At 61.9% G+C, this 19,854-nt stretch carries 20 protein-coding genes; 11 read left to right on the top strand and 9 right to left on the bottom strand.

The window, feature by feature from the left end; genetic code table 11:
- Positions 1-66: 66 nt before the first annotated feature.
- Together C5L13_RS11305 and chpT are read right to left on the bottom strand one after the other, a co-directional pair.
- Positions 67-429 carry a response regulator gene (locus C5L13_RS11305; protein WP_105383391.1) on the bottom strand — a complete coding sequence of 121 codons (363 nt, stop codon included), beginning with the start codon at positions 427-429 and terminating at the stop codon, positions 67-69.
- 106 nt (positions 430-535) lie between these two features.
- Complete coding sequence (gene chpT, locus C5L13_RS11300; protein ID WP_105383390.1) at positions 536-1,183, bottom strand: histidine phosphotransferase ChpT; 648 nt, start codon at positions 1,181-1,183, stop codon at positions 536-538.
- A gap of 195 nt (positions 1,184-1,378) precedes the next feature.
- Between chpT and C5L13_RS11295 the strand changes: the two genes are divergently transcribed.
- Positions 1,379-1,969 (top strand): DUF1134 domain-containing protein, encoded by a 591-nt coding sequence (locus tag C5L13_RS11295; RefSeq protein WP_105383564.1) that lies wholly within the window; start codon positions 1,379-1,381, stop codon positions 1,967-1,969.
- A gap of 155 nt (positions 1,970-2,124) precedes the next feature.
- Positions 2,125-3,336: a coiled-coil domain-containing protein gene (locus C5L13_RS11290; protein ID WP_105383389.1), complete on the top strand. Its 1,212-nt coding sequence runs from the start codon at positions 2,125-2,127 to the stop codon at positions 3,334-3,336.
- 15 nt (positions 3,337-3,351) lie between these two features.
- Here C5L13_RS11290 and C5L13_RS11285 read toward each other — a convergent pair whose 3' ends face one another.
- Both C5L13_RS11285 and C5L13_RS11280 read right to left on the bottom strand, forming a co-directional pair.
- Positions 3,352-4,173, bottom strand: coding sequence for a TrmH family RNA methyltransferase (locus tag C5L13_RS11285; protein WP_105383388.1), 822 nt, complete (start codon positions 4,171-4,173; stop codon positions 3,352-3,354).
- A complete protein-coding gene (locus tag C5L13_RS11280; RefSeq protein WP_105383387.1) occupies positions 4,173-4,559 on the bottom strand; it encodes a hypothetical protein in 387 nt (128 codons plus the stop codon). The genes C5L13_RS11285 and C5L13_RS11280 overlap by 1 nt, the downstream gene beginning before the upstream one ends.
- A 39-nt stretch (positions 4,560-4,598) precedes the next feature.
- Here C5L13_RS11280 and C5L13_RS11275 point away from each other — a divergent pair, with 39 nt between their 5' ends.
- Entirely contained in the window at positions 4,599-5,624 is a 1,026-nt protein-coding gene (locus C5L13_RS11275) for an RluA family pseudouridine synthase (RefSeq protein WP_105383386.1), read from the top strand.
- Between the two features lie 6 nt (positions 5,625-5,630).
- On the opposite strand, the gene C5L13_RS11270 is transcribed toward C5L13_RS11275, so the two are convergent.
- On the bottom strand, positions 5,631-6,512 hold the full coding sequence (locus C5L13_RS11270; RefSeq protein WP_105383385.1) for a DMT family transporter: 882 nt from the start codon (positions 6,510-6,512) through the stop codon (positions 5,631-5,633).
- Positions 6,513-6,619: 107 nt separating this feature from the next.
- Between C5L13_RS11270 and C5L13_RS11265 the strand changes: the two genes are divergently transcribed.
- From C5L13_RS11265 to C5L13_RS11240, 7 genes are all read left to right on the top strand, one after another.
- Positions 6,620-7,327 (top strand): helix-turn-helix transcriptional regulator, encoded by a 708-nt coding sequence (locus C5L13_RS11265; protein WP_105383384.1) that lies wholly within the window; start codon positions 6,620-6,622, stop codon positions 7,325-7,327.
- Between the two features lie 87 nt (positions 7,328-7,414).
- Entirely contained in the window at positions 7,415-8,248 is an 834-nt protein-coding gene (locus C5L13_RS11260; RefSeq protein ID WP_105383383.1) for a helix-turn-helix domain-containing protein, read from the top strand.
- Positions 8,249-8,345: 97 nt separating this feature from the next.
- On the top strand, positions 8,346-8,507 hold the full coding sequence (locus C5L13_RS28960) for a hypothetical protein (protein WP_165924114.1): 162 nt from the start codon (positions 8,346-8,348) through the stop codon (positions 8,505-8,507).
- A gap of 78 nt (positions 8,508-8,585) precedes the next feature.
- Positions 8,586-8,897 (top strand): DUF1127 domain-containing protein, encoded by a 312-nt coding sequence (locus C5L13_RS29255; RefSeq protein WP_245571217.1) that lies wholly within the window; start codon positions 8,586-8,588, stop codon positions 8,895-8,897.
- Between the two features lie 226 nt (positions 8,898-9,123).
- Complete coding sequence (locus C5L13_RS11250; protein WP_105383382.1) at positions 9,124-9,909, top strand: class I SAM-dependent methyltransferase; 786 nt, start codon at positions 9,124-9,126, stop codon at positions 9,907-9,909.
- 207 nt (positions 9,910-10,116) lie between these two features.
- The gene (rpoH, locus tag C5L13_RS11245) at positions 10,117-11,019 is read left to right on the top strand and encodes an RNA polymerase sigma factor RpoH (protein WP_105383381.1); all 903 of its coding nucleotides are present in this window, start codon (positions 10,117-10,119) and stop codon (positions 11,017-11,019) included.
- Between the two features lie 91 nt (positions 11,020-11,110).
- Positions 11,111-11,509 (top strand): ACT domain-containing protein, encoded by a 399-nt coding sequence (locus tag C5L13_RS11240; protein WP_105383380.1) that lies wholly within the window; start codon positions 11,111-11,113, stop codon positions 11,507-11,509.
- 58 nt (positions 11,510-11,567) lie between these two features.
- Here C5L13_RS11240 and C5L13_RS11235 read toward each other — a convergent pair whose 3' ends face one another.
- Together C5L13_RS11235 and C5L13_RS11230 are read right to left on the bottom strand one after the other, a co-directional pair.
- Entirely contained in the window at positions 11,568-14,108 is a 2,541-nt protein-coding gene (locus C5L13_RS11235) for a hypothetical protein (RefSeq protein ID WP_105383379.1), read from the bottom strand.
- Between the two features lie 59 nt (positions 14,109-14,167).
- Positions 14,168-15,466, bottom strand: coding sequence for an adenylosuccinate synthase (locus C5L13_RS11230; protein ID WP_105383378.1), 1,299 nt, complete (start codon positions 15,464-15,466; stop codon positions 14,168-14,170).
- 284 nt (positions 15,467-15,750) lie between these two features.
- Here C5L13_RS11230 and C5L13_RS11225 point away from each other — a divergent pair, with 284 nt between their 5' ends.
- Positions 15,751-16,641 carry a DMT family transporter gene (locus C5L13_RS11225; protein ID WP_105383377.1) on the top strand — a complete coding sequence of 297 codons (891 nt, stop codon included), beginning with the start codon at positions 15,751-15,753 and terminating at the stop codon, positions 16,639-16,641.
- A gap of 118 nt (positions 16,642-16,759) precedes the next feature.
- Here C5L13_RS11225 and C5L13_RS11220 read toward each other — a convergent pair whose 3' ends face one another.
- Both C5L13_RS11220 and C5L13_RS11215 read right to left on the bottom strand, forming a co-directional pair.
- Positions 16,760-18,943 (bottom strand): methyl-accepting chemotaxis protein, encoded by a 2,184-nt coding sequence (locus C5L13_RS11220; RefSeq protein ID WP_245571216.1) that lies wholly within the window; start codon positions 18,941-18,943, stop codon positions 16,760-16,762.
- Between the two features lie 357 nt (positions 18,944-19,300).
- On the bottom strand, positions 19,301-19,849 hold the full coding sequence (locus tag C5L13_RS11215) for a transglutaminase-like cysteine peptidase (RefSeq protein ID WP_105383376.1): 549 nt from the start codon (positions 19,847-19,849) through the stop codon (positions 19,301-19,303).
- Between the last annotated feature and the right edge of the window lie 5 nt (positions 19,850-19,854).

Here is a 19,854-nt window from a genome sequence, read left to right as displayed (position 1 = left end):
CGCGGCATGAACGAATAGAATCGCCCGCAAAAAGGTGGGACGACCGGTGTAAGGCAGGTTGGGGGATCAGGCGGCCTGAGCGAAGCCGGAGAAGACCGACGTCAGTATCTTGCGATCGAAGGGCTTCAGGAGGAAGTCGTCCGCGCCGGCACGCTTGCCGGCCATCATCCTCTTCAGATCCGCTTCGATGACGCAGTAGAAGATGCGCACGCTCTTTCCGTTCGGCATCGCCCTGACGGTGGCAATCAAACCCAGCGCATCGTCTAGTGTCGCGTCGACGATCAGGAAATTCGGCAATTCGGTTTGGCAGCGCGTGATGGCTTCACGGGCGCTGCCGGCCTCGGCGACGAGAAAACCCAATTCCGAAAGAATCCGTATGCCAACCTTGCGGACGACGTCCGACCCATCAGCAATCATCAAACGCTGCATCGTGCTTCCCTTGATGCTGCAGCCGCGCTGTGGCTGTAAGCAACTATCATTACGAACACGGCGCTAACGAATGGTTACCTGGAACAATGATTTTCCAGGTATCGTTTCAGGCTGCCACGGTTTCGGCGATGAAGACGATCTTGTCTTCCGACACCACATGCTTCAGATCCATGCCGCATTCTTCGGCAAGCAGGACCGTGTAGTAGGGCTGGACCGTATGGGCGTCCACCGGCTCTTCCAGCGTACCGTTGGCGATCTCCACGAACTTTGCCGGCACGCGCATCATGCGGCCCTTTATCGTGATGATGAACTTGGCGTCGTATTCCGGGTTTTCCAGCGTGACGTCCACCGAACCGCCGCGCGGAATGCCTGCATAGGCGACGAGGAAAAGGTTGAGGAGCAGCTTGACCTTGTTCTTGGCAATGATCGCTCTCGGACCATTCCAGGAGACCTCGGTCTTCTTTTCCGCGATGGCGAAATCCTTTGCCGCCTTCTCCGCCTCGCCCGTATCGATCGAAGCTCCCACGGAACCGGAGGCGCCGAAGGCCAGGCGGGCGAACTTGAGACGGACGGACGCATTGACGGCCGAGGTGCGGATGAGATCGAGCGCGTCGCTATCGCCGGCGCCCTCGTCCAGCAATTCGAGACCGTTGTTGATGGCGCCTACCGGCGAGATGACGTCGTGACAAACGCGGCTGCACAGGAGCGCCGCAAGATCTGGCCCACTGAGGGTGAGATTCGGATTCTTCGGCATGGGAGTCTCCTGATTTGCGATCTGCGCCGAGGTTGCTCTGCCACGCCAAGGTTGCGCGGAGATGGTGCGATGATGGCGGCCATAATGACACCATATTTGGTAAACCGATTATTAAGACCATGCCTCCAAAATAGCCGGGCCTTAAGCATGATGTAAAAGGCCCGTTCCCGGACGATACAATCGATGGATCTGACTATGCGCATCCGCACATCCTCCGCCTTCGCAAAGTTTGCCGCGACGCTGTTTGCGATGACCGCAGCCGTACTCTTCTCAGCCGGCGCGGCGTCCGCCCAGCAGGGTTCGAACCAGTATACGGCGCAGGAGATCGTCGACGCCGGTCATGGCTTCTTCGGCTCCGCCAGCGGCGGCCTCGCAAAAGTGGTCGAAAACGCCTTCCAGAAATACGGCCTCCCGAATGGTTATATCCTGGGCCAGGAAGGTTCGGGCGCCTTCATCGCCGGCCTGACCTACGGAGAAGGCGAACTCTACACGAAGAATGCCGGCCAGCACCCGGCCTTCTGGCAGGGCCCTTCGCTCGGCATCGACTATGGCGGACAGGGTACGCGCGCAATGATGCTCGTCTACGACCTCCCCTCGGTGGACGCGCTCTACGCTCGCTTCGGCGGCGTTTCCGGATCAGCCTTCGTGGTCGCGGGCGTCGGCATGACCGTTCTGCGCAACAACAACGTGATCCTGGTGCCGATCCGCACCGGGCTTGGCGCTCGTCTCGGCATCAATGTCGGATATTTGAAGCTTACCCGCGCGCCCACCTGGAACCCATTCTGAGCCCGGGCATTCTCCCCTCTGGATATCGGAGGGGCCTTCATGGAATTGACCAGAGCGATCAATCGACCGGGCAATCGTCCCGAGGGTGCTTGCCGGTTGCATCCGCGCATGCTTAAACATCCTCATTCCCGTCCAGCCTGCGAAACGGCCTCGTCGTGATCGAATTTGCTCTCCTGTTCGGCTTGGGTTTTCTGAGCGCCGCACTTCTCGCAATGCTCGTCGCGCCGGCGATCCATGGTCGGATCGTGCGCTATACGGAAAACCGCATCAAGGCGACATTGCCGATCAGCCCGCAGGAAGTGCGCGCCCAGCGCGACATGGCACGCGCGGTCTATGCGGCCGAAAACGCTCGCACCCAGCAGGAGCTGGTGCATGAACGGGAGAAGGCGATTTCTCTGCAACTTCGAAACGACACCTTTTCCGAAGAGGTGAAACGTCTGCAGGGCGAGGCGATAGAACTGCGCGTCCAGATCGAAAACATGGACGTCGAGGCCGCCGAGGCGCGTTCCCGTCTTCGCCGGGAAGACAGCTATATCCAGCAATTGAAGGCGGTACTGGAGGCGGCAGAAGAGAAAATCGCTGCCAAGGATCTGGAAATCGACAATCTTCAGCAGCGCCAGTTGCTGAAAATCGCCGAAGCCGACAATTTCCGCATCGACCTGTCGACCCGGGATACGGAGGTGGAGAACCTCAAATTCCGGATCACGGCATTGCGAGAGGAACGGGATACGCTACGCAACGATCTCAATGCCCAGACGGCCCGGGCCAAGGACGCCGAAAACCGGCTGGGCCAGGAAGAGCATCGTGTCCAGCGGCTGGAGGAAAAATTGGCACGCGAAATTGCCGACCGCGCCGACAAGGAAAATGCACTGGAACGGCGGCTGGCCGAAATCAGCCGCCTGCGGGAAAAACTGAAAGCCGTGAATGCGGAGGCGCGCGGCGCGAGCCGGGCGCTTCGCGATGCAGCCTTGGCCGGGTCAGAGATGAAAGCGCCCACGCCCAAGAAGAAGATAACGGCGCAGGACGTCATTCTGCGCGAACTCCCCCACGCGCCGATACCGGGCCAGTCCCTGGTCGCGCAGGAGGCGGATGCAAACCCGCTGATCGCGGACATGGCCGACGATGTGCGCAACCACGCCACGGCCCTGTCTGAACGTCTGCAGAGCGACAAGGGCGGCAGCGATCAAGCCATTCGCGAAGAGCTTGCGTCGATCGCCGCCGATATGGTGGCGCTGACGGCCCTGAGCGAGGGCTCCTCCTCGCCCATCCACAAGATCCTCTCCGGCAAGTCCACCAATGGCAACAGGGAGAGCCTGGCTGCAAAATCGAAGAAGAAACTGGCCGCCGCCAGGGACGCCGCCGAGTAGCCGCGGCCAAAACACCTATAGCCGGCCTTGAGCCATGGCGATCTCGTAGAGCGCGATGCCGGTCGCCGTCGCCGCGTTCAGACTGTCGAGGCCCGGCGCCTGGGCAATCCTTGCGGTATGGATGCGGGAGAGCACGTCCACAGGCAGGCCCTCGCCTTCCGTGCCGGTAATCAGCGCCATGCGGTCTGAAGCGGGAACCTCGCGCATTTCCACGGCGCCAGCCGGCGAAAGCCCCCACACGTCGCAGCCGTTCTCCATGAGGGCCGTCAGGATGTCGGGCATGGTGCCGCTGCGGGCATAGGGCACCGAGAGCACGGAGCCGACGGAGACCCTGAGTGCCTTGCGGTAGAGCGGATCGCAGCAGCTTTCATCGAGGAGCACCGCATCCGCACCGAAAGCGGCGGCATTCCGGAAGATGGAGCCGATGTTATCGTGGTTGGAAATGCCGAATGCCGCGACCACCAGCGCCTTTTCCGGCAGGGCGGTCATCAATTCGGCGAGGGTGATTTCGCGCCGCCGCCTGCCGAGCGCCAGCACGCCGCGATGCATGTGGAAGCCGGCAATCTCATCCAGCACCGCCCCGGAGGCGACATAGACCGGAACGTCCTCGGGAAAAGCGGAAAGAATATCGGCAAGCCCCGCCACGCGGTTTTCGAGCAGCAGGATCTTCTCGGCAACGAACGCTCCGGCCTTGCGGTGGGCGGCAGCGAGCATCCTCAGCACTACCGTGCCCTCGGCAATGAACCGCCCTTCCCGTCCCGTCAGGTCGCGGTCGCGGATAAACCGGAATTCGGCGATCCGCGGGTCGTCCGCATGGCCGATTCGGATGGGCGTCATTATCGGGGAATACCGACCGCCACATCAGCAACGATACGGCCGGCGGCGAGATCGAAGATGAATATCTTCCGGTCACCGGCAAGAAGGCCGTAGAACAGGATCTGGCCGCCGGACAGCGATACCGACTGAATGTCGAAGCCCGCCGGCAGCGCGGCCGTCGCAGCAAGCGGCTGGCCTGCGGGTACGGCAAAGCCGCCTGCCGAGGTTGCCGGCTCGGGCGTATCCGGCCGCTGCGCTACCTTGTAGACAACCGCTGCAAGGACGGCCATAAAGCAGACGAACAAGATCCCGCCCGAAACGAGTTGCAGAAGCACCATCTTCCGGCGGATTCTCTCCATTGCCGGATCAAGCGGCTCTTCCTTTTCCTCGATATCGGGTTGGGGCATGGGGGATCCTTTGCGTCGGATTGCTACCGGAAAGATGAAATGAACGATCCCTTTAACGAGATAGAGCGCCCGAGGAAAGTCCTCACTGCCGGAGATGAGGCTGAAGGGCGGCTGGACGCCTGGTTGACCGCCGTCCTGGAAGGCGAGTTTTCACGAAGCCGGATCAAGGCGCTGATCGAACAGGGCGCCGTGCTTCTGAACGGCAAACCGGTGACCGAACCTAAGAAGAAGATCACCATGGGAGACACCGTGGAAATCACGCTTCCGGAGCCCGAAGATCCCGAACCCAAGGGCGAGGACATTCCGCTCGAAGTGCTCTACGAGGATGACGATCTGATCGTCATCGCCAAGCCCGCCGGTCTCGTCGTGCATCCCGGCGCCGGCAACTGGACCGGCACCCTCGTCAATGCGCTGATCCATCACTGCGGCGACAGCCTCTCCGGCATCGGCGGCGTCCGCCGCCCCGGCATCGTCCATCGCCTCGACAAGGATACCAGCGGGGTGATGGTGGTCGCCAAGAACGACATTGCCCACCGCCATCTCGCCGACCAGTTCGCCGACCATGGCCGCTCGGGGCCTCTGGAGCGGGCCTATCAGGCCGTCGTCTGGGGCCGCCCCGGCACGCTGCGGGGCACGATTGACGCTCCGCTCGGCCGCTCTGGTGCCGATCGCACCAAGCGGGCCGTGAAGCGCGAGGACAGCGACGACGCCCGCGAAGCCGTCACCCACTACGAGGTGATCGAGCGCTTCCACGAAAAGCCGGACGCCACGGCGCTTGCGTCCCTGATCGAATGCCGGCTGGAAACCGGCCGCACCCATCAGATCCGCGTTCACATGGCGCATGTCGGCAACCCGCTGATCGGCGATCCGGATTATTCGGCGGGGTTCAGGACCAAGGCGAACCTTCTGCCGGAGACCACCAAAAACGTCGTCAACCGTTTTCCGCGCCAGGCCTTGCACGCTTATCTGCTCGTGTTCGAACATCCCCGCACCGGCGAGGTGATGGAATTCGAGGCGCCCATGCCGGAGGATCTGCAAGAACTGGTCGAGGCTCTCCGCACCTAACCCCAGCTAATAAACGTTGGCTTCGGCAACCGCATGTCGCCGGCGCAGATCCCAAAGCACGTGGAAGAGGACAGCGGCCATGACGACGCTGCCTCCGATCACGGTTGCCTCGTCCAGGCTCTCACCGAGAAACAGCCAGACCCAGAGAGGTGCGAGCGGCGCATCCAACGCACCGATAAGCGCCGTCTCGACGGGTGGCAAAAGACGCGCGCCATGGAGCAGCAGGCCGATACCCAGCGCGAAACCCAAAATGCCGAAGAAGGCAACGATCGCGACATCCTCCAGCGAGGCTGAAAGGGGTGAGGCAAATGGCAACGCCGCAAGGGCACTGAGGAAGGCTGCGAGCCCGGCGGAGGGAAGAACCGGCTGGTCGGGATAGCGGCGCATCAGCACGGTCATCAAGGCCACGCAAACCGTCATTCCCAGAGCCAGGAGATCCCCAAAAAGGCTGCCGGCCTCTCCGGTACCAACCATCACGGCAACCCCGCCCACGGCCACCACATTGGCCGCCAGCGCGCTCCGTCCCGGCCGTTCGCCGAGAAGGAGGAAACCGAGGCCGGCCGAGACGAACGGGCATGTCGCGAAAATGATCGAGACATGCGCAACGCTTGTCTGCAGCAGCGCCGCGATGAAGAGAACCATGCCGACCGCGGAGATAACGGAAATCGCCACCCCAGGCCAGCCCAGACGAGCAAGTTCGTGAAGCTTGCGCCTCCGCGAGGTGATCAGGAAGAAGAGGAAAAGGGCCGCTCCGCCCGCAAGACCGCGCCAGACGAGGATCGTCGCACTGTCCAGCGATACCAGTCGCGCCATCAGTCCCGCCGTGCTGAGGGCGACGGTGGAAAAGAGAACGATGGTGAGGCCGGCGACATATGGCGAGAATTTCATTGGCTGTCCCGAAGGCTGCGCGCGATCGAAGCAGGAACTATCAGATTGGTGCTGACAGCAGCCTGTCAGCAGTGTTCAATCGACCGGGATTACACCGGAGAGCAATGATGGCGCGTTCGAGCCGCATGTTCGAGATCATCCAGATGTTGCGCGCATCCCGCTCGCCGCTGACGGCCGAAGCGATTGCCTCCCGCCTGGAGGTGACAAAACGGACGGTCTACCGGGACATTGCAGCGCTGCAGGCGACGCGTGTGCCGATCGAGGGTGCGGCCGGCATAGGTTATGTAATGCGCAGCGGCTTCGACCTCCCTCCCCTGATGTTCACTCCGGAGGAAATGGAAGCGATAATCGTCGGCCTGTCGCTCATCGGGCGGACCGGCGATCGCAGCCTGGAAGAAGCGGGCACCACCGCCATGGCCAAGATCAGCGACGTCCTGCCATCTTCCCAGCCGCCGATCGGCGAGACCCATCTTCTGGTCTCCTCCTGGCACGCGATACCGGATCCCACGGTCGATATGCGGCTGCTGCGCCGTGCCATCCGTGAAGAACGAAAGCTAAGCTTCCATTATCGCGACGCGACGGGCCATGAGACGCAGCGGATCGTCTGCCCTCTTGCCATCGTCTACTATATCGACGGCGTCCTGCTCGCCGGATTTTGCGAATTGCGCCAGGATTTTCGCCACTTCCGCCACGATCGCATCGCCAATTGCGAAACACTCGACGCCGAGTTCAGGGGGCAAAGTGCGGCGTTGCGCAGGATGTGGCGCAGCTCGCATGATCTCTTTTACTACGAGGATGGAGAAAACTCGCCGTGAGACCGCAGCAGCCTCCGCAGGTCTCCTGAAACGGGTGGCTGTCGCGGCCGGCGAGGCGTATATTGCCCCGCAACAGATGAGAGGCCCATGAGCCAGTTCGCCGTCAAAAAGCTGCTCGACACCGACCTGATCGCGGTGCGTGACGTCATCTGCAATGGCGAGTGCCGGCACCGCAGCGGCGAGGAATGCTCGCATGCGACGAGCCTCGTCTTCCCCTACCGTGGCGTGTTCATGCGCCATGTCGGTCGCGACGACACGGTCGCGGAAGCCAATCAGGTGCTTTTCTTCAACCGCGACGAGGGCTACCAGATCAGCCATCCCGTCGAAGGCGGCGATGCCTGCCTCAGCATGGACGTTCCAGAACCGCTGCTGGAGGAGCTGGTGCCAAAGGAGCACCGGAATCCGAAAGGCTCCCGCTTCGTCTTCAACAGGCAGCGCCTCAGGACCGACGCCCGCGCCCAGGCGCTCGTGGCGCTGCTGCGCCACAGCCTGCTTCGCGGCACCGCCGAGACGCTGGAGGCGGAAACGCTGGGCCTGACGCTGGTGCGCCGGGCAGTGGGTGAGCGAACCGCACGTGCGGCGACCGCAAGCGCCGGCCGGCAGAAGCTCGTGGATCGCGCCAAGCTCGCCCTTTCCGCAGATCTTACCCGCCGCTGGACGCTTGCCGAGATAGCCAGGGAAGCCGGCGTCTCACCCGTTTATCTGACCCAGGTCTTCCAGCAGGTCGAGGGTACGCCGCTCTATCGTTACCAGCTTCGCCTCCGGCTTGCCCGTGCGCTCGATCTGCTCGGCAGCTATGACGACTTGACCCAGCTCGGGCTGGAACTGGGCTTCTCGAGCCACAGTCATTTCTCGTCCACCTTCCGTCAGGCCTACGGCCGCACGCCGGCCGAATTCCAGCGCTTTGCAGGACTGCGTTAGAGCGTGCCTTCCGAAAGTCGCTAAAGATTCTGACAGCGGCCACCCGGCCGACATGGTTTCATTCTCCGGTAAACAGCAAACATCGGGAGATGACACCATGAAAGAGAATACCTGCGCCGCCTGCGATTGCGAACTCGATTCAACCCGAATTGCCGTGAAGATCGGCGGCAAGACGGTCGAAGTCTGCTGCGAGGAATGTGCCGAGGCCCTGCGTGAGGCCGAAGCGGCAGCGCGTACCGCGCAGGCCGGCGCCAAATAGCCGGTCGACCGCGAGGCGGACGAACAGGCCGCCTCGCATCCTGCCGAAGACCGGCAGGCAAATGGAGGAGACACCACAATGAAAAACGAGAAACGGGCGGTCTTCGACCGCATGCCGGAGCGATGCGACTTTGTCTTTCGGCTGCATCGTGACGATGACGAACCTGCGGAAGACACGGGCAACGTCCTGACCCGTCGAATCGGGCTGATGCTTCTGCGGCTAATCCTGCTGGTCGTCAGAAAGTTTCGTGAGCACCGAAACCGGATGGCGCTTCTGGAGTTGACAGATGATCAGCTGAAGGACGTCGGCCTTTCGAGAAGCCAGGCCTATGGCGACTATAGCCGATATTGCCGTGGCCACTCGCATCGACTGGAGCGAAAAGGTCCGTGAGGAGGGAGAAAAATTGGATCAAAACATCTCCGAATATAGTTTCGGCTGGAAACGAGCATTTCGCATAGATCAAATGGGTTAGATCGTCGTCAAATTTTTGCCTCCATTTACCTTACTTGTTGCAATGCAAAATATCGCCGGACGAAGTTCAACCTTGGCGCGAGGTTGTTCATCACGCGAACTCATATGCCGGTTCGATAACTACAAGCCGAGGAACGCGTAAGACATGAACTCAAGCCTCCGGAAGTTCATTTTCCACGACCTTCAGACAGTCGAGGGATATATCGACCCGCCGGATGCGCTGGTCTTCCTCTCGCTTTTGCAGGCCCAGAAGCAGCAAGGGATGGAGGGAGGGATCGCTGAAATCGGCGTGTTTTACGGGCGTTCCTATTTTCTGCTGAAGAAGATCAGCGACGAGGGCGACAAGGTTCTCGGGATCGATCTTTTCGACATCGGCCAGGCAGCGGACGGCTCGGCCACGCAATACCGCCGCTTCATCGAAAACGGGCGGCGGCTCGGCATCCCGGTCGACGAGGACCTGATCATCAAGGGGGACAGCACCGGGTTGCAGGCGGAAGAAATCATCGCCAAAATCGGCCGGCCGCGTTTCTTCAGCATCGATGGCGGCCACATGCTCGACCACGTCGCCGCCGACAGCACGCTTGCGATGGATACGCTCGCCGACCACGGCGTCATTGCCTTCGACGACACGTTCAATCCGGCCTGGCCGGAGGTGACGGTCGGCGTCGCCGACTTCCTGCGGCAACAGAAGAGCGCGTTCTCGACCTTCTGCATGACCAAATACAAGACCTATGTGTGCCGCAGCCAGTTCCACGACTTCTACTACAATGCGATCACCGAGGCGTCGGACCTGCTCGCCTTCCGCCATGTGGAGACGGAATTCCTCGGCTCGAAGGTGGCAAGACTGCACAATCCCATGAGCCGGCGGATGGTGTATGAACTGATGATACGCTCCGGAATGCGGAAGTTTTCCGAACGCGTATACCGCTGAGAAGACCCCGCGCGACATTACCATATTGTAATGATATAACGCCGCCGTGACGACTTGAACCACGGTTCCGCCGTACTTATTTGTTACTTGGGTCGGTGCGGGGTCGGAAATGATCCGCACGACTTTGGCTCGCCTTCAGCATGCATTAGCGCACGTAAGATTGCCACACGTAAGAGGGAGCCGACAACGATCGGAAAGGGGTGCTTTATGGCCCGCAATACTCTGCCTTCAATTACCGCCGGCGAAGCCGGTCTCAACCGTTATCTCGATGAAATCCGCAAGTTTCCCATGCTGGAGCCCCAGCAGGAATACATGCTTGCGAAACGCTACGCCGAACATGGCGACCGTACTGCGGCCCACAAGCTCGTGACGAGCCACCTGCGCCTCGTCGCAAAGATTGCCATGGGCTATCGCGGTTATGGCCTGCCGATCGGCGAAGTCGTTTCCGAGGGCAATGTCGGCCTCATGCAGGCCGTCAAGAAGTTCGATCCGGAACGCGGCTTCCGCCTGGCAACCTACGCCATGTGGTGGATCAAGGCTTCGATCCAGGAATATATCCTGCGCTCCTGGTCGCTCGTGAAGATGGGCACCACCGCCAACCAGAAACGCCTTTTCTTCAACCTGCGCCGGCTCAAGGGGCGGATCCAGGCGATCGACGAAGGTGATCTGAAGCCGGACCAGGTGGCCGAAATCGCCACCAAGCTGAATGTGTCCGAGGAGGAAGTGGTTTCCATGAACCGCCGCCTGTCCGGCGACGCCTCGCTGAATGCGCCGATCCGCGCCAGCGAAGGCGAAGCGGGGCAATGGCAGGATTGGCTGGTGGATGACCGCGACAGCCAGGAAGAAGTGCTGATCGAGCAGGACGAACTCGATACGCGCCGCCGGATGCTCTCCAAGGCCTTGAGTGTATTGAACGAACGCGAACGCCGCATCTTCGAAGCTCGCCGCCTCGCCGACGAGCCGGTGACACTGGAAGAGCTGTCGTCCGAGTTCGACATCAGCCGCGAACGCGTGCGCCAGATCGAGGTGCGCGCCTTCGAGAAGGTGCAGGAGGCCGTCCAGAAGGAAGCGCTTGCCCAGGCAAACGCTCTGCGCGTGGTCGACGCTTAACTCCGACCTGATGATAGCTTAGGAAAAGGGCTGCCGACGCGGCCCTTTTCTGTATCTGGCATTCCGCGCGGAGCCACAGGAGATATCAAAGATGGCGCTCACGATCCCCCTCAAGGAACTTGTCGGCAGCTACGCAATCTGCCGCCTTGCATCCGGGGATGCAATTCCTGCCTGGGCGGACGGCGAAGGTTTCGTGAGCATTAGCCGCACCGAAGACGAGCTTTCGATTGTTTGCCTGGAGGAGCGCGCGCCTGCCAAAGTCAAGCGGGACAGTGGCTGGATCTCCTATAAGTTCGTGGGTCCATTTGCCTTCGGTGAGACCGGTATCGTGCTTTCGGTGATCCGCCCGCTATCGGAAAACGGCATTGGTATCTTCGTCGTGTCCACCTTTGACGGCGACCACCTGCTGATCAAATCGGAGGACAGAATGCGCGCGCACGAAGTCCTTCGCCTGGCCGGCCACTCCTTGGCCCAAGTGAAGGCTGAGTAGCAATCAAAAAAAGGCCCGGCTTCTTCGCCGGACCTTTTTCGTTGTGAGCCGAAATCTCTTACTGCCCGGTCGCGGGCGCCCCGAGTGTGGCCCATTCCCGGATCGCTTCGGCGAAGATCCGCTCGCCTTCCGGCCCCTTCTGGAGAGTGAAAAGCGCCCGGCGGCCGTTACGATAGGCGACGGGAATGTCGATCCAGTTGCGGCTGCGCAAAAGCTCCAGATTGGTGGTGCGGGCATCCGGGAAATCGTTGAGCGCGATCATGTGGAAGTCGTCGGTGATCTTCGCCGGCACCGCGATCAGTGCATTGCCGCGATCCTGTTCCGTCTGCTTCATGGCGATGCGCTGCACGCTGTCGATCGCGCCGCCTTCAAAATCCGGCGGCACCGCGAAGACGATCTCCACGAGATGGCTGGCCGGCAGCGACGGATCCGCATTGCGTTTGACGGTGACGAGCGCAGTCAGGCCGCGGCCTGGGATGTTGATCCGCCCCTGGATGACCGGCTCCGGACGACCGTTTACCCCCGGCTCGCGCTGCAGTGACCACGAGACCGCACCTTCGATCGCCGTCGGCGCCGTCTGGCCGATCCGCTCCTCGTAGAGGAACATCTTTTCCCCGGCGAGCGCTGGAGCATCGGACGGATTGGCCGCAGGTGCGGTGGCACCCTGGTTCGGCGTTGCCTGCGGGGTCTCTGTTGGGGCGGCTCCCGGGGCGGGTGCTGCAGGTGCAGTACCTGCCGGTGCTGCGGCATCTGGCATTGCTGCCTGTGCGGCCGGCGGCGCGTTGAGTTGAGCGACCGATTGACCCTCCGCATTCTGCGCAAGGCCGCCCGTGCCGCCCGGCCCCTCGTCGACCTCGCTGCCATCGGCCATCAGACGCTGTGTGAATTTCGTCGCGGTGGAGGATCCGTCCGCGGGAGCGGGTGTCGTGGGAGCGGTCCGGGCTGGGGCATTGTTCTGCGCCGCCGGGGGCGGCGTCGCAGGTGTCTGGCTCGGCGCCGGGGTCGCAGGTGCGGGAGCAGGCGCCTGCTCGGCGGTCTGCGTCGTCGGCACGCCCGACTGGAACAGGCCGTCCACCATGTCGTTCAGCGAATCGCGGTTCAGCCAGATTGCGTAACCGCCGGCGCCGACGAGAGCGAGACCGATGATCGCAAGGATGATGCCCGCATAGTTGCGTTTGCGCACCGGGGTCACCCGGTAGGGCCGCGCCGGCGCCGGCATCAGATCGTCTGCATCCGCCTCGCTGTGCAAGGTGCTGCTGCGCGACGTGCCGCCCGGGAGCGGAGCATCCTTGTTGAAGCCGATCAGTTCTTCCAGATCGGCCCAGGGATCGCTCTCCGGGGCTTTCTCTGCCGCCTTCGGCTGCGGCTCGAGATAGTCTGCGATCGGGTCCTTGGCTGCCGCTGCAACCGCCGCCTCAGGCAAAGGCAGGTCGGAGACTGACGGCATCCTGACCGTATCAGCCGAGACATGGGTTTCCGTGTCGAAATGCGCCTCGACCGGTGTCCCCGTCACTTCGTGACCGGCAGGGTCGGCCAACACGAGTTCGGGAACTTCGTTCCATACGGCAGCGACATTCGGGGCAGCACTTGCAGCTGGCTCCGGTTGGGATGGCGCCCATCCCCAATCTTCTTCCGCCTTCAGGGTTTCTTCTTCGGCCTTCAGGGGTTCTTCCGCCACCTGCTCCGTTTCCAGAGGATGCCGCTCGCCGACCCATTCCTGCACAAGTTCGGGCTCGTTGAGGCGCTGATCCTCCTCGCCCCGCGTCGGATACGGAAAATCGTCCTCGGCCGCATCTGCCGCGACGGGCTCTGCGGGCACCGGTTCCGACAAGGGCACAGCCTCCAGCGGAGGCGGCTCGTCAGGCCAGACGGCGGGCTGTACGGTCTCCGTCGCCGGCTCGTCATAGTCGAAAACCGTCGGAGCCGAGGGAGCCCCTTCCGGTGGCATGTCGTCGCGCCAATCGCCGTACTGGTGAACGGCCTGCGGCTCGTCAGCCGGAGCAGCCGCGATCTCCTGTTCTTCATGGTAGGCAGGCTGCTCGGCAACCGGCGCCGCCTCCTCCACCACCTGCTGTTCTGTCTCGGCCGGAGCGCGCTCCTCTTCGGCGATAACCGCTTCGGGTGCCTGATAGTCGTCTTCGCGGAAAACCGGAGCCGATTCATATTCGGCCGGCGCCGATGCAATCTCAGGTTCGCGAGCCTCTTCGGCGGCGACCTGCGGCTCTTGCGCAGATTGTTCGGCAGACGCCGGCTCCACGTCGGGATGCTCGGCAATCTGCGCAGCAGGCTCTTCGGCGATCTCGGCCGCCGGCTCGGCGGCGGCCGATTCGGAAATGGCTTCTTCGGTTGGATGCTCCGTCGCTGCGTCGTCGACGACCGGCGCCAGCGCTTCGGCATGCTCGCTCTCGACGTCGACGATCGCCGCCTCGAGCTTCTCCATCTGCCGGCGCAGCATGTCTTCCGGTGGACGCGGCTTCATGTTCTCGAGCTGCCGCTGCACGGCGCCACGAGCCTTATCATACACCTTCGCGCGCATCTCCGGCGTATTGCTCGCCAGTCCATCAACAGCGCGGCGGATAACCGCAACAAAATCAGCCATCAGCACTTTCTCATGATCGCCAATCCGAAGATCAGCCGAATGGTAACCAATTTTTGACTTTAATCTTCAAACGGGTCGGTCACAAGTATGGTGTCCTCCCGCTCAGGACTGGTGGAAAGTAGCGCGACGGGGGCGCCGATCAATTCCTCCACTTGGCGGACATACTTGATGGCTTGGGCCGGGAGGTCCGCCCATTTACGGGCGCCGACGGTCGATTCCTTCCAGCCTTCCAGCGTGACGTAAACCGGCTCGACGCGAGCCTGCGCGCCTTGGCTTGCCGGGAGATGATCGATCTGAACGCCGTCCAGCTTGTAGCCGACGCAGATCTTCAATTCGTCCAGGCCGTCGAGCACGTCGAGCTTCGTCAGCGCAATTCCGGTGATGCCGTTGGTCGCGACCGACTGGCGCACGAGCGCGGCATCGAACCAGCCGCAGCGGCGTTTGCGGCCCGTAACCGTTCCAAATTCATGGCCTTTTTCCCCAAGAAATTGACCGATCTCATCCTTGAGCTCGGTCGGGAACGGGCCTTCGCCGACACGCGTCGTATAGGCCTTGGTGATGCCGAGGATGTAGCCGAGCGCACCCGGCCCCATGCCGGAGCCAGCCGAAGCCTGGCCGGCGACGGTATTCGACGAGGTCACGAAGGGATAAGTGCCGTGATCGATATCGAGCAGCGATCCTTGAGCACCCTCGAAAAGGATACGGGCACCCTTGCGGCGTTCCTTGTCGAGCAGTTCCCAGACCGTTTCACGGAAAGGCAGCACACGCTCGGCGACCGAGGTGAGTTCCTGCATGATCGCCTCGTGCGAGACCTCCTTTTCCCCCAGGCCGCGGCGAAGCGCGTTGTGGTGGGTGAGAATGCGGTCGACTTTGCCCGGCAGCGTCTCCATGTCGGCGAGGTCCATGACGCGGATCGCGCGGCGGCCGACCTTGTCCTCATAGGCAGGGCCGATGCCGCGGCGGGTAGTGCCGATCTTGGTGCCGCTATTGGAAGCGGCATCCTCGCGCAGGCCATCGAGTTCGCGGTGCACGGAAAGAATGAGCGTCGCATTGTCGGCGATGCGGAGATTTTCCGGCGTGACCTTCACGCCCTGCCCGGCAAGCTTGTCGATCTCGGCGACCAGCGCATGCGGGTCGAGAACGACGCCGTTGCCGATCACCGAAATCTTGCCGCCGCGCACGATCCCGGAAGGTAGGAGCGAGAGCTTGTAACTGACGCCATCGATGACGAGCGTATGGCCGGCATTGTGACCGCCCTGGAAGCGCACGACGATATCGGCGCGTTCGGAAAGCCAGTCGACAATCTTGCCCTTGCCCTCGTCACCCCATTGCGAACCAACCACGACTACGTTCGTCATCTCTGCTTCCTGTGCTGCGGGCAAAGCCCCACGCGACCATACGCGCACCCACCGTAGATCGTTTTTGACCTACGGGTCGATGCACCACTTAGATTTAGGCTCCGTTCCCGGGCGCAATTATCCGAGAACAGTGCAAACGCGCGCATCTATAATGCCTTGGCCGAAGGAAAGCGACCTGTTTGTGACGCAGCCACGGTTTTTACGTGACAAATGCCCGAGCGGCGCGTTATTCCCCGCCCCGACTGTTGATACCGGCGCCCTGTGGCCGGAGCCGGAGAATTGTTTTGCATAAAAAGGCCTATCTTTCCCTCGTCATCGCCACCTTGTGCTGGGGCGGCAATGCGGTGGCGGGCAAGCTCGCCGTCGGCCATGTCAGTCCGATGATGCTGACCTTCTGTCGCTGGTTCGCCGCCGTCGCAATCATTTTCGCGATCTCGGTGCCGCAGCTCGTGAAGGACTGGCCGATCGTCAAGAAGAACCTGCCGATTCTCGTCTTCCTGGGCGTCGTAGGCTATGTCGTTTTCAACGCCGCGCTCTATACCGCGGTCAACTACACGACGGCGATCAACGTGACGGTCGAGCAGGCGGTCATCCCGATGCTGATCTTCGTCATCAACTTCCTGCTGTTCCGCATGAAGGTTTCCTGGGCACAGATCCTCGGCTTCACCCTCACCCTGATAGGGGGCGTGATTACTGCCGTCCACGGAGATCTCGGCACTCTCGTGACCCTTACCGTCAATTTCGGCGACGCGATCATGATGATCGCGGTCATGGCCTATGCGATCTACACCGTTGCGCTCAGATGGCGGCCGCAAGTCAATTGGCGCACCCTGATGGCGTTCCCCGCCCTCTTCGCGCTCATCTTCACGACGCCACTCGTATTCTGGGAATACTCCAACGACCGGCTGATCTGGCCCGATACCCGGGGCTGGGTGATCGTGCTCTATACCGGTATCTTCGCCTCGCTGATCGCGCAGGTTCTCTATATCGTCGGCGTTCAGAAGATCGGCGCCAATCGCGCGGGCCTGTTCATCAATCTCGTTCCGGTCTTCGGGACGCTGCTCTCGGTCGCCATTCTCGGGGAAGCCCTGCAGGCCTTCCATATCGTCGCACTGGCGCTGGCGCTCGGCGGCATCGCGATCGCCGAATGGGGAAAACCCCATCTGGACCGATAAATCCTGCTAAAAATGAAACCGCCGGCCCTTTGCAAAAGAGCCGGCGGTTCGGAAATCGGGACCGATGAAATCCCGCTATCGAAGGCGTATGGCGGGATCACCGATCGGAGCTACGTCCTCAGCCGGCCATCGCCAGCCTTGAGGGGGCGAACGACCGCTGATCGCGCACGTTCTTCCCGCTCACTTCGAAGCGCGCCAGCAGTTCGGAAAGGCGGCTGCTTTCCTGCGCCAGAGAAGCGCCGGCTGCATTCATTTCCTCGACCATGGCGGCATTCTGCTGGGTCATCTGGTCCATGTGGTTCACGGACGTATTGATTTCCGAGAGACCGGATGCCTGTTCGCTCGCGGCGATAGCAATAGCCTCCATATGCTGGTTGACCGCCGCGACAAGCTGGGCAATCTCCCTGAGGCCGTTGCCGGTATCGTTGACGAGAACGACACCCTGGTTGACGGCTGCTTCGGAATTACCGATCAGCGTCTTGATCTCCTTGGCGGCCTGGGCCGAGCGCTGCGCCAGTTCGCGGACTTCCTGGGCAACCACCGCAAATCCCTTACCCGCCTCGCCTGCGCGAGCGGCTTCCACGCCTGCATTGAGGGCAAGCAGGTTGGTCTGGAAGGCGATCTCGTCGATGACGCCGATGATCTGGCTGATCTGGTTCGATGCCATCTCGATCTTCTGCATCGCGTTGACGGCGTTGGAAACGACCGTGCTGGAGCTTTGCGCGCGGGAGCTCGCATCGCGGACGATTTCCCGTGCTTCGCTCGCCCTTTCGGAGGTCTGCTTCACATTGGTGGTGACTTCTTCCAGCGCAGCCGCCGTCTCCTCCAGCGAGGCCGCCTGCTGTTCCGTCCGCTTCGAAAGCTGGTCGGAAGCGGTCGAGATTTCGTCGCTGCCGCTGCGAACGCTTTGAGCGGTCCGGTTCACGCCTTCGAGCGCAGTCCGCAACTGGCGGACGGAACTGTTGAAGTCATGGCGGAGCGATTCGAATTGCTCGGAGAATTCCCTGTCGATCTCGCAGAGCAGATCGCCGGCAGCAAGGCGCTGCAGGCCATAGGCGAGTTCGGAGGTGGCCTGGGTCAGCCGCTCCTCGGCTTCGGCCTCGGCTCTGCGTTGGAATTCGATGCGTTCGGCCTCGGCAGCCTTGCGGGAGTGTTCGGCATCCGCTTCGAGCTGACGGTTCTGCTGCGCCGCCTCGCGGAAGATTTCCACCGCACGCGCCATGTCGCCGATCTCGTCCGTGCGGGCAGCGCCGGGAATTTCGACGGAAAGATCGCCGCCGGCGAGTGTGCGCATCACGCCCGTCAAGCGGCCGATCGGATTGGCGATCCGCACGATGACCGTATAGATGCCGAGAAGGGAAAGCCCAAAAGCGAGGACGGTTGCGACACTATAGATGGTGATGGACCGCGTCGCGGAAGCAACCTCCTCCGCCGTCAGCCTCGTCATCTCGTCAAGCGAGGCCGAAGCGATATCTGCGATCGAGGCTTGCGCGGGCGCGGCGGGCTTGCGCCAGTCGTCGACCGCCATATCAAAGGCGTTGCCGGCTTGAAACGCCTTGAGGGCGCCATTGCGCTGCTCGGCATAAGGTCCGCCGAAATAGGTCGTTTGCGCGGTCCGATAGAGCGTCTTGATCTTCTCCGGAGTGGTCTCCGCGCTGGAAAGCTGGGTGATCACATCCCAAGCGGTTGCCACGCGGGCATCCTGAACGGCGATTTCCGTAAGCTTTTCCGCCGGGAGCGGCTGCTTGGCGATGAGCGCACTGACGAAGGTGGAGTTGGCGCCGCCGAGCTGCGTGCGAGCCGTCCAGGCAAGGGAGCGCAGCTGGGTGAACATGATCATTCCCGGCCCGCGCGCATTGATGGTGGCCTCGACCTGATTGGCGGCCTTTTCGAGATCGGCCAGCATCGTATCGGCAAGTCCGAGCACGGCTTTGCCGAGGGCGGGATCGCGGTCCTTGACGGCCTGCGTAAGCGCCGTGTCGACATTCGCCCGATAACCCGCCCACTGCGTGTAGGCGTTGAGTACGGGAGAGATTGCATTGCGAAGGGCCGCCGGTTCGATTTCCGCGGTCAGGGTCTTCACCGCAGAGAAGGCTTTATCCATGGACTCCCGACCGGTATCCATGTTCTTGCGGCTGGATCCGACCTCGGCAGGCTCCAGCTTGATGGCCGAGGATATGCCGCCGCGCTCGCCGCGCAACCCGATCAGCGCGTCGAAAAGCGCTTCGTCGAGCTGTGCCAGTTCCGAGAGCCGGGTGGAATTCTGGTATCGGTCGATCTCCTGAGAGAGCATTCTGCTCATGAGACCCAATATGCCCAGGCTTAAAACAACAAAGGCCAGTATCAAGGTATGCTTGATTGAAATTCGCACCTGCATCACTCCTTAATTGAAATATCCGCCCGCTGGGGTTTGCTCGTGCATCAGCAATTTCGGAGAAATGCTGGACCAGCCGACGGCTTTCCGGACTTGGATGGGAAAGATGAGCCAGCCTCGCATAAAACTTTAAATATTGAATTAAATACAAGGCGCTCCCGAAGGTAGTAAAACCGTTTCCGGAGCTTGCGGCATGCCATCGCCGAATGGAAAAACCCGCCTCCGCATAGAGGGAGACGGGCAATGGAAAAGGACGGGGCAGTCGGGTGGCCGGTTCCGCCGAGATCAGATGTCGTAGTGAGAAACGGCGGGGAGCGGTTGGCGCTGCATGGCAGGCTGCGCGGCCTGGCTGCCCGAAAGGTCGATCATCGGGCTGTCGTTGCCGAGGATCACGTCGCCGCGGTCGGTCGAAATCGCCAATACGCGTTCCACGCGACCCTCGGAGCCGACGGCATAGGCAATCCGCATGGCCTTCGGCGACCAGCCGAGCGAAATCAGGTGCTGACGCTTGAGGTCGGCGCAATCGAAGCAGCTGCTCGGTTCGAGCACCGGGCCGCCGGCAACGCTGTCGAAATAGCTGTCGAGATCGGTGACCGTGCCGTTGACCGCGGAGTTGACCCGCAGCAGTTCGCTGCGCTTTTCGAAGGTCAGCGTCAACACTTCGTCCTCGATTGGCTTCTGGCTTTCGATCGCCCTGTTTTCGGCGACCTGGACTTGAACGGCAGGCGCGGAAGACAGCGCCCTGGCAAAACCGCCGGCGCCGGCGGCATTGGCTTCCTTGCCGGCAATGAGGGCCGTCAGAACGACCGCGGAAATAATGAGCTTCTTGATCATTGTGC

This window comes from Neorhizobium alkalisoli, from assembly GCF_002968635.1.
In the GTDB taxonomy this organism is placed as follows: Bacteria; Pseudomonadota; Alphaproteobacteria; order Rhizobiales; family Rhizobiaceae; genus Neorhizobium; species Neorhizobium alkalisoli.
Note: the sequence above shows the minus strand (reverse complement) of the source record. Positions and strands in the feature narration are given on the sequence as shown.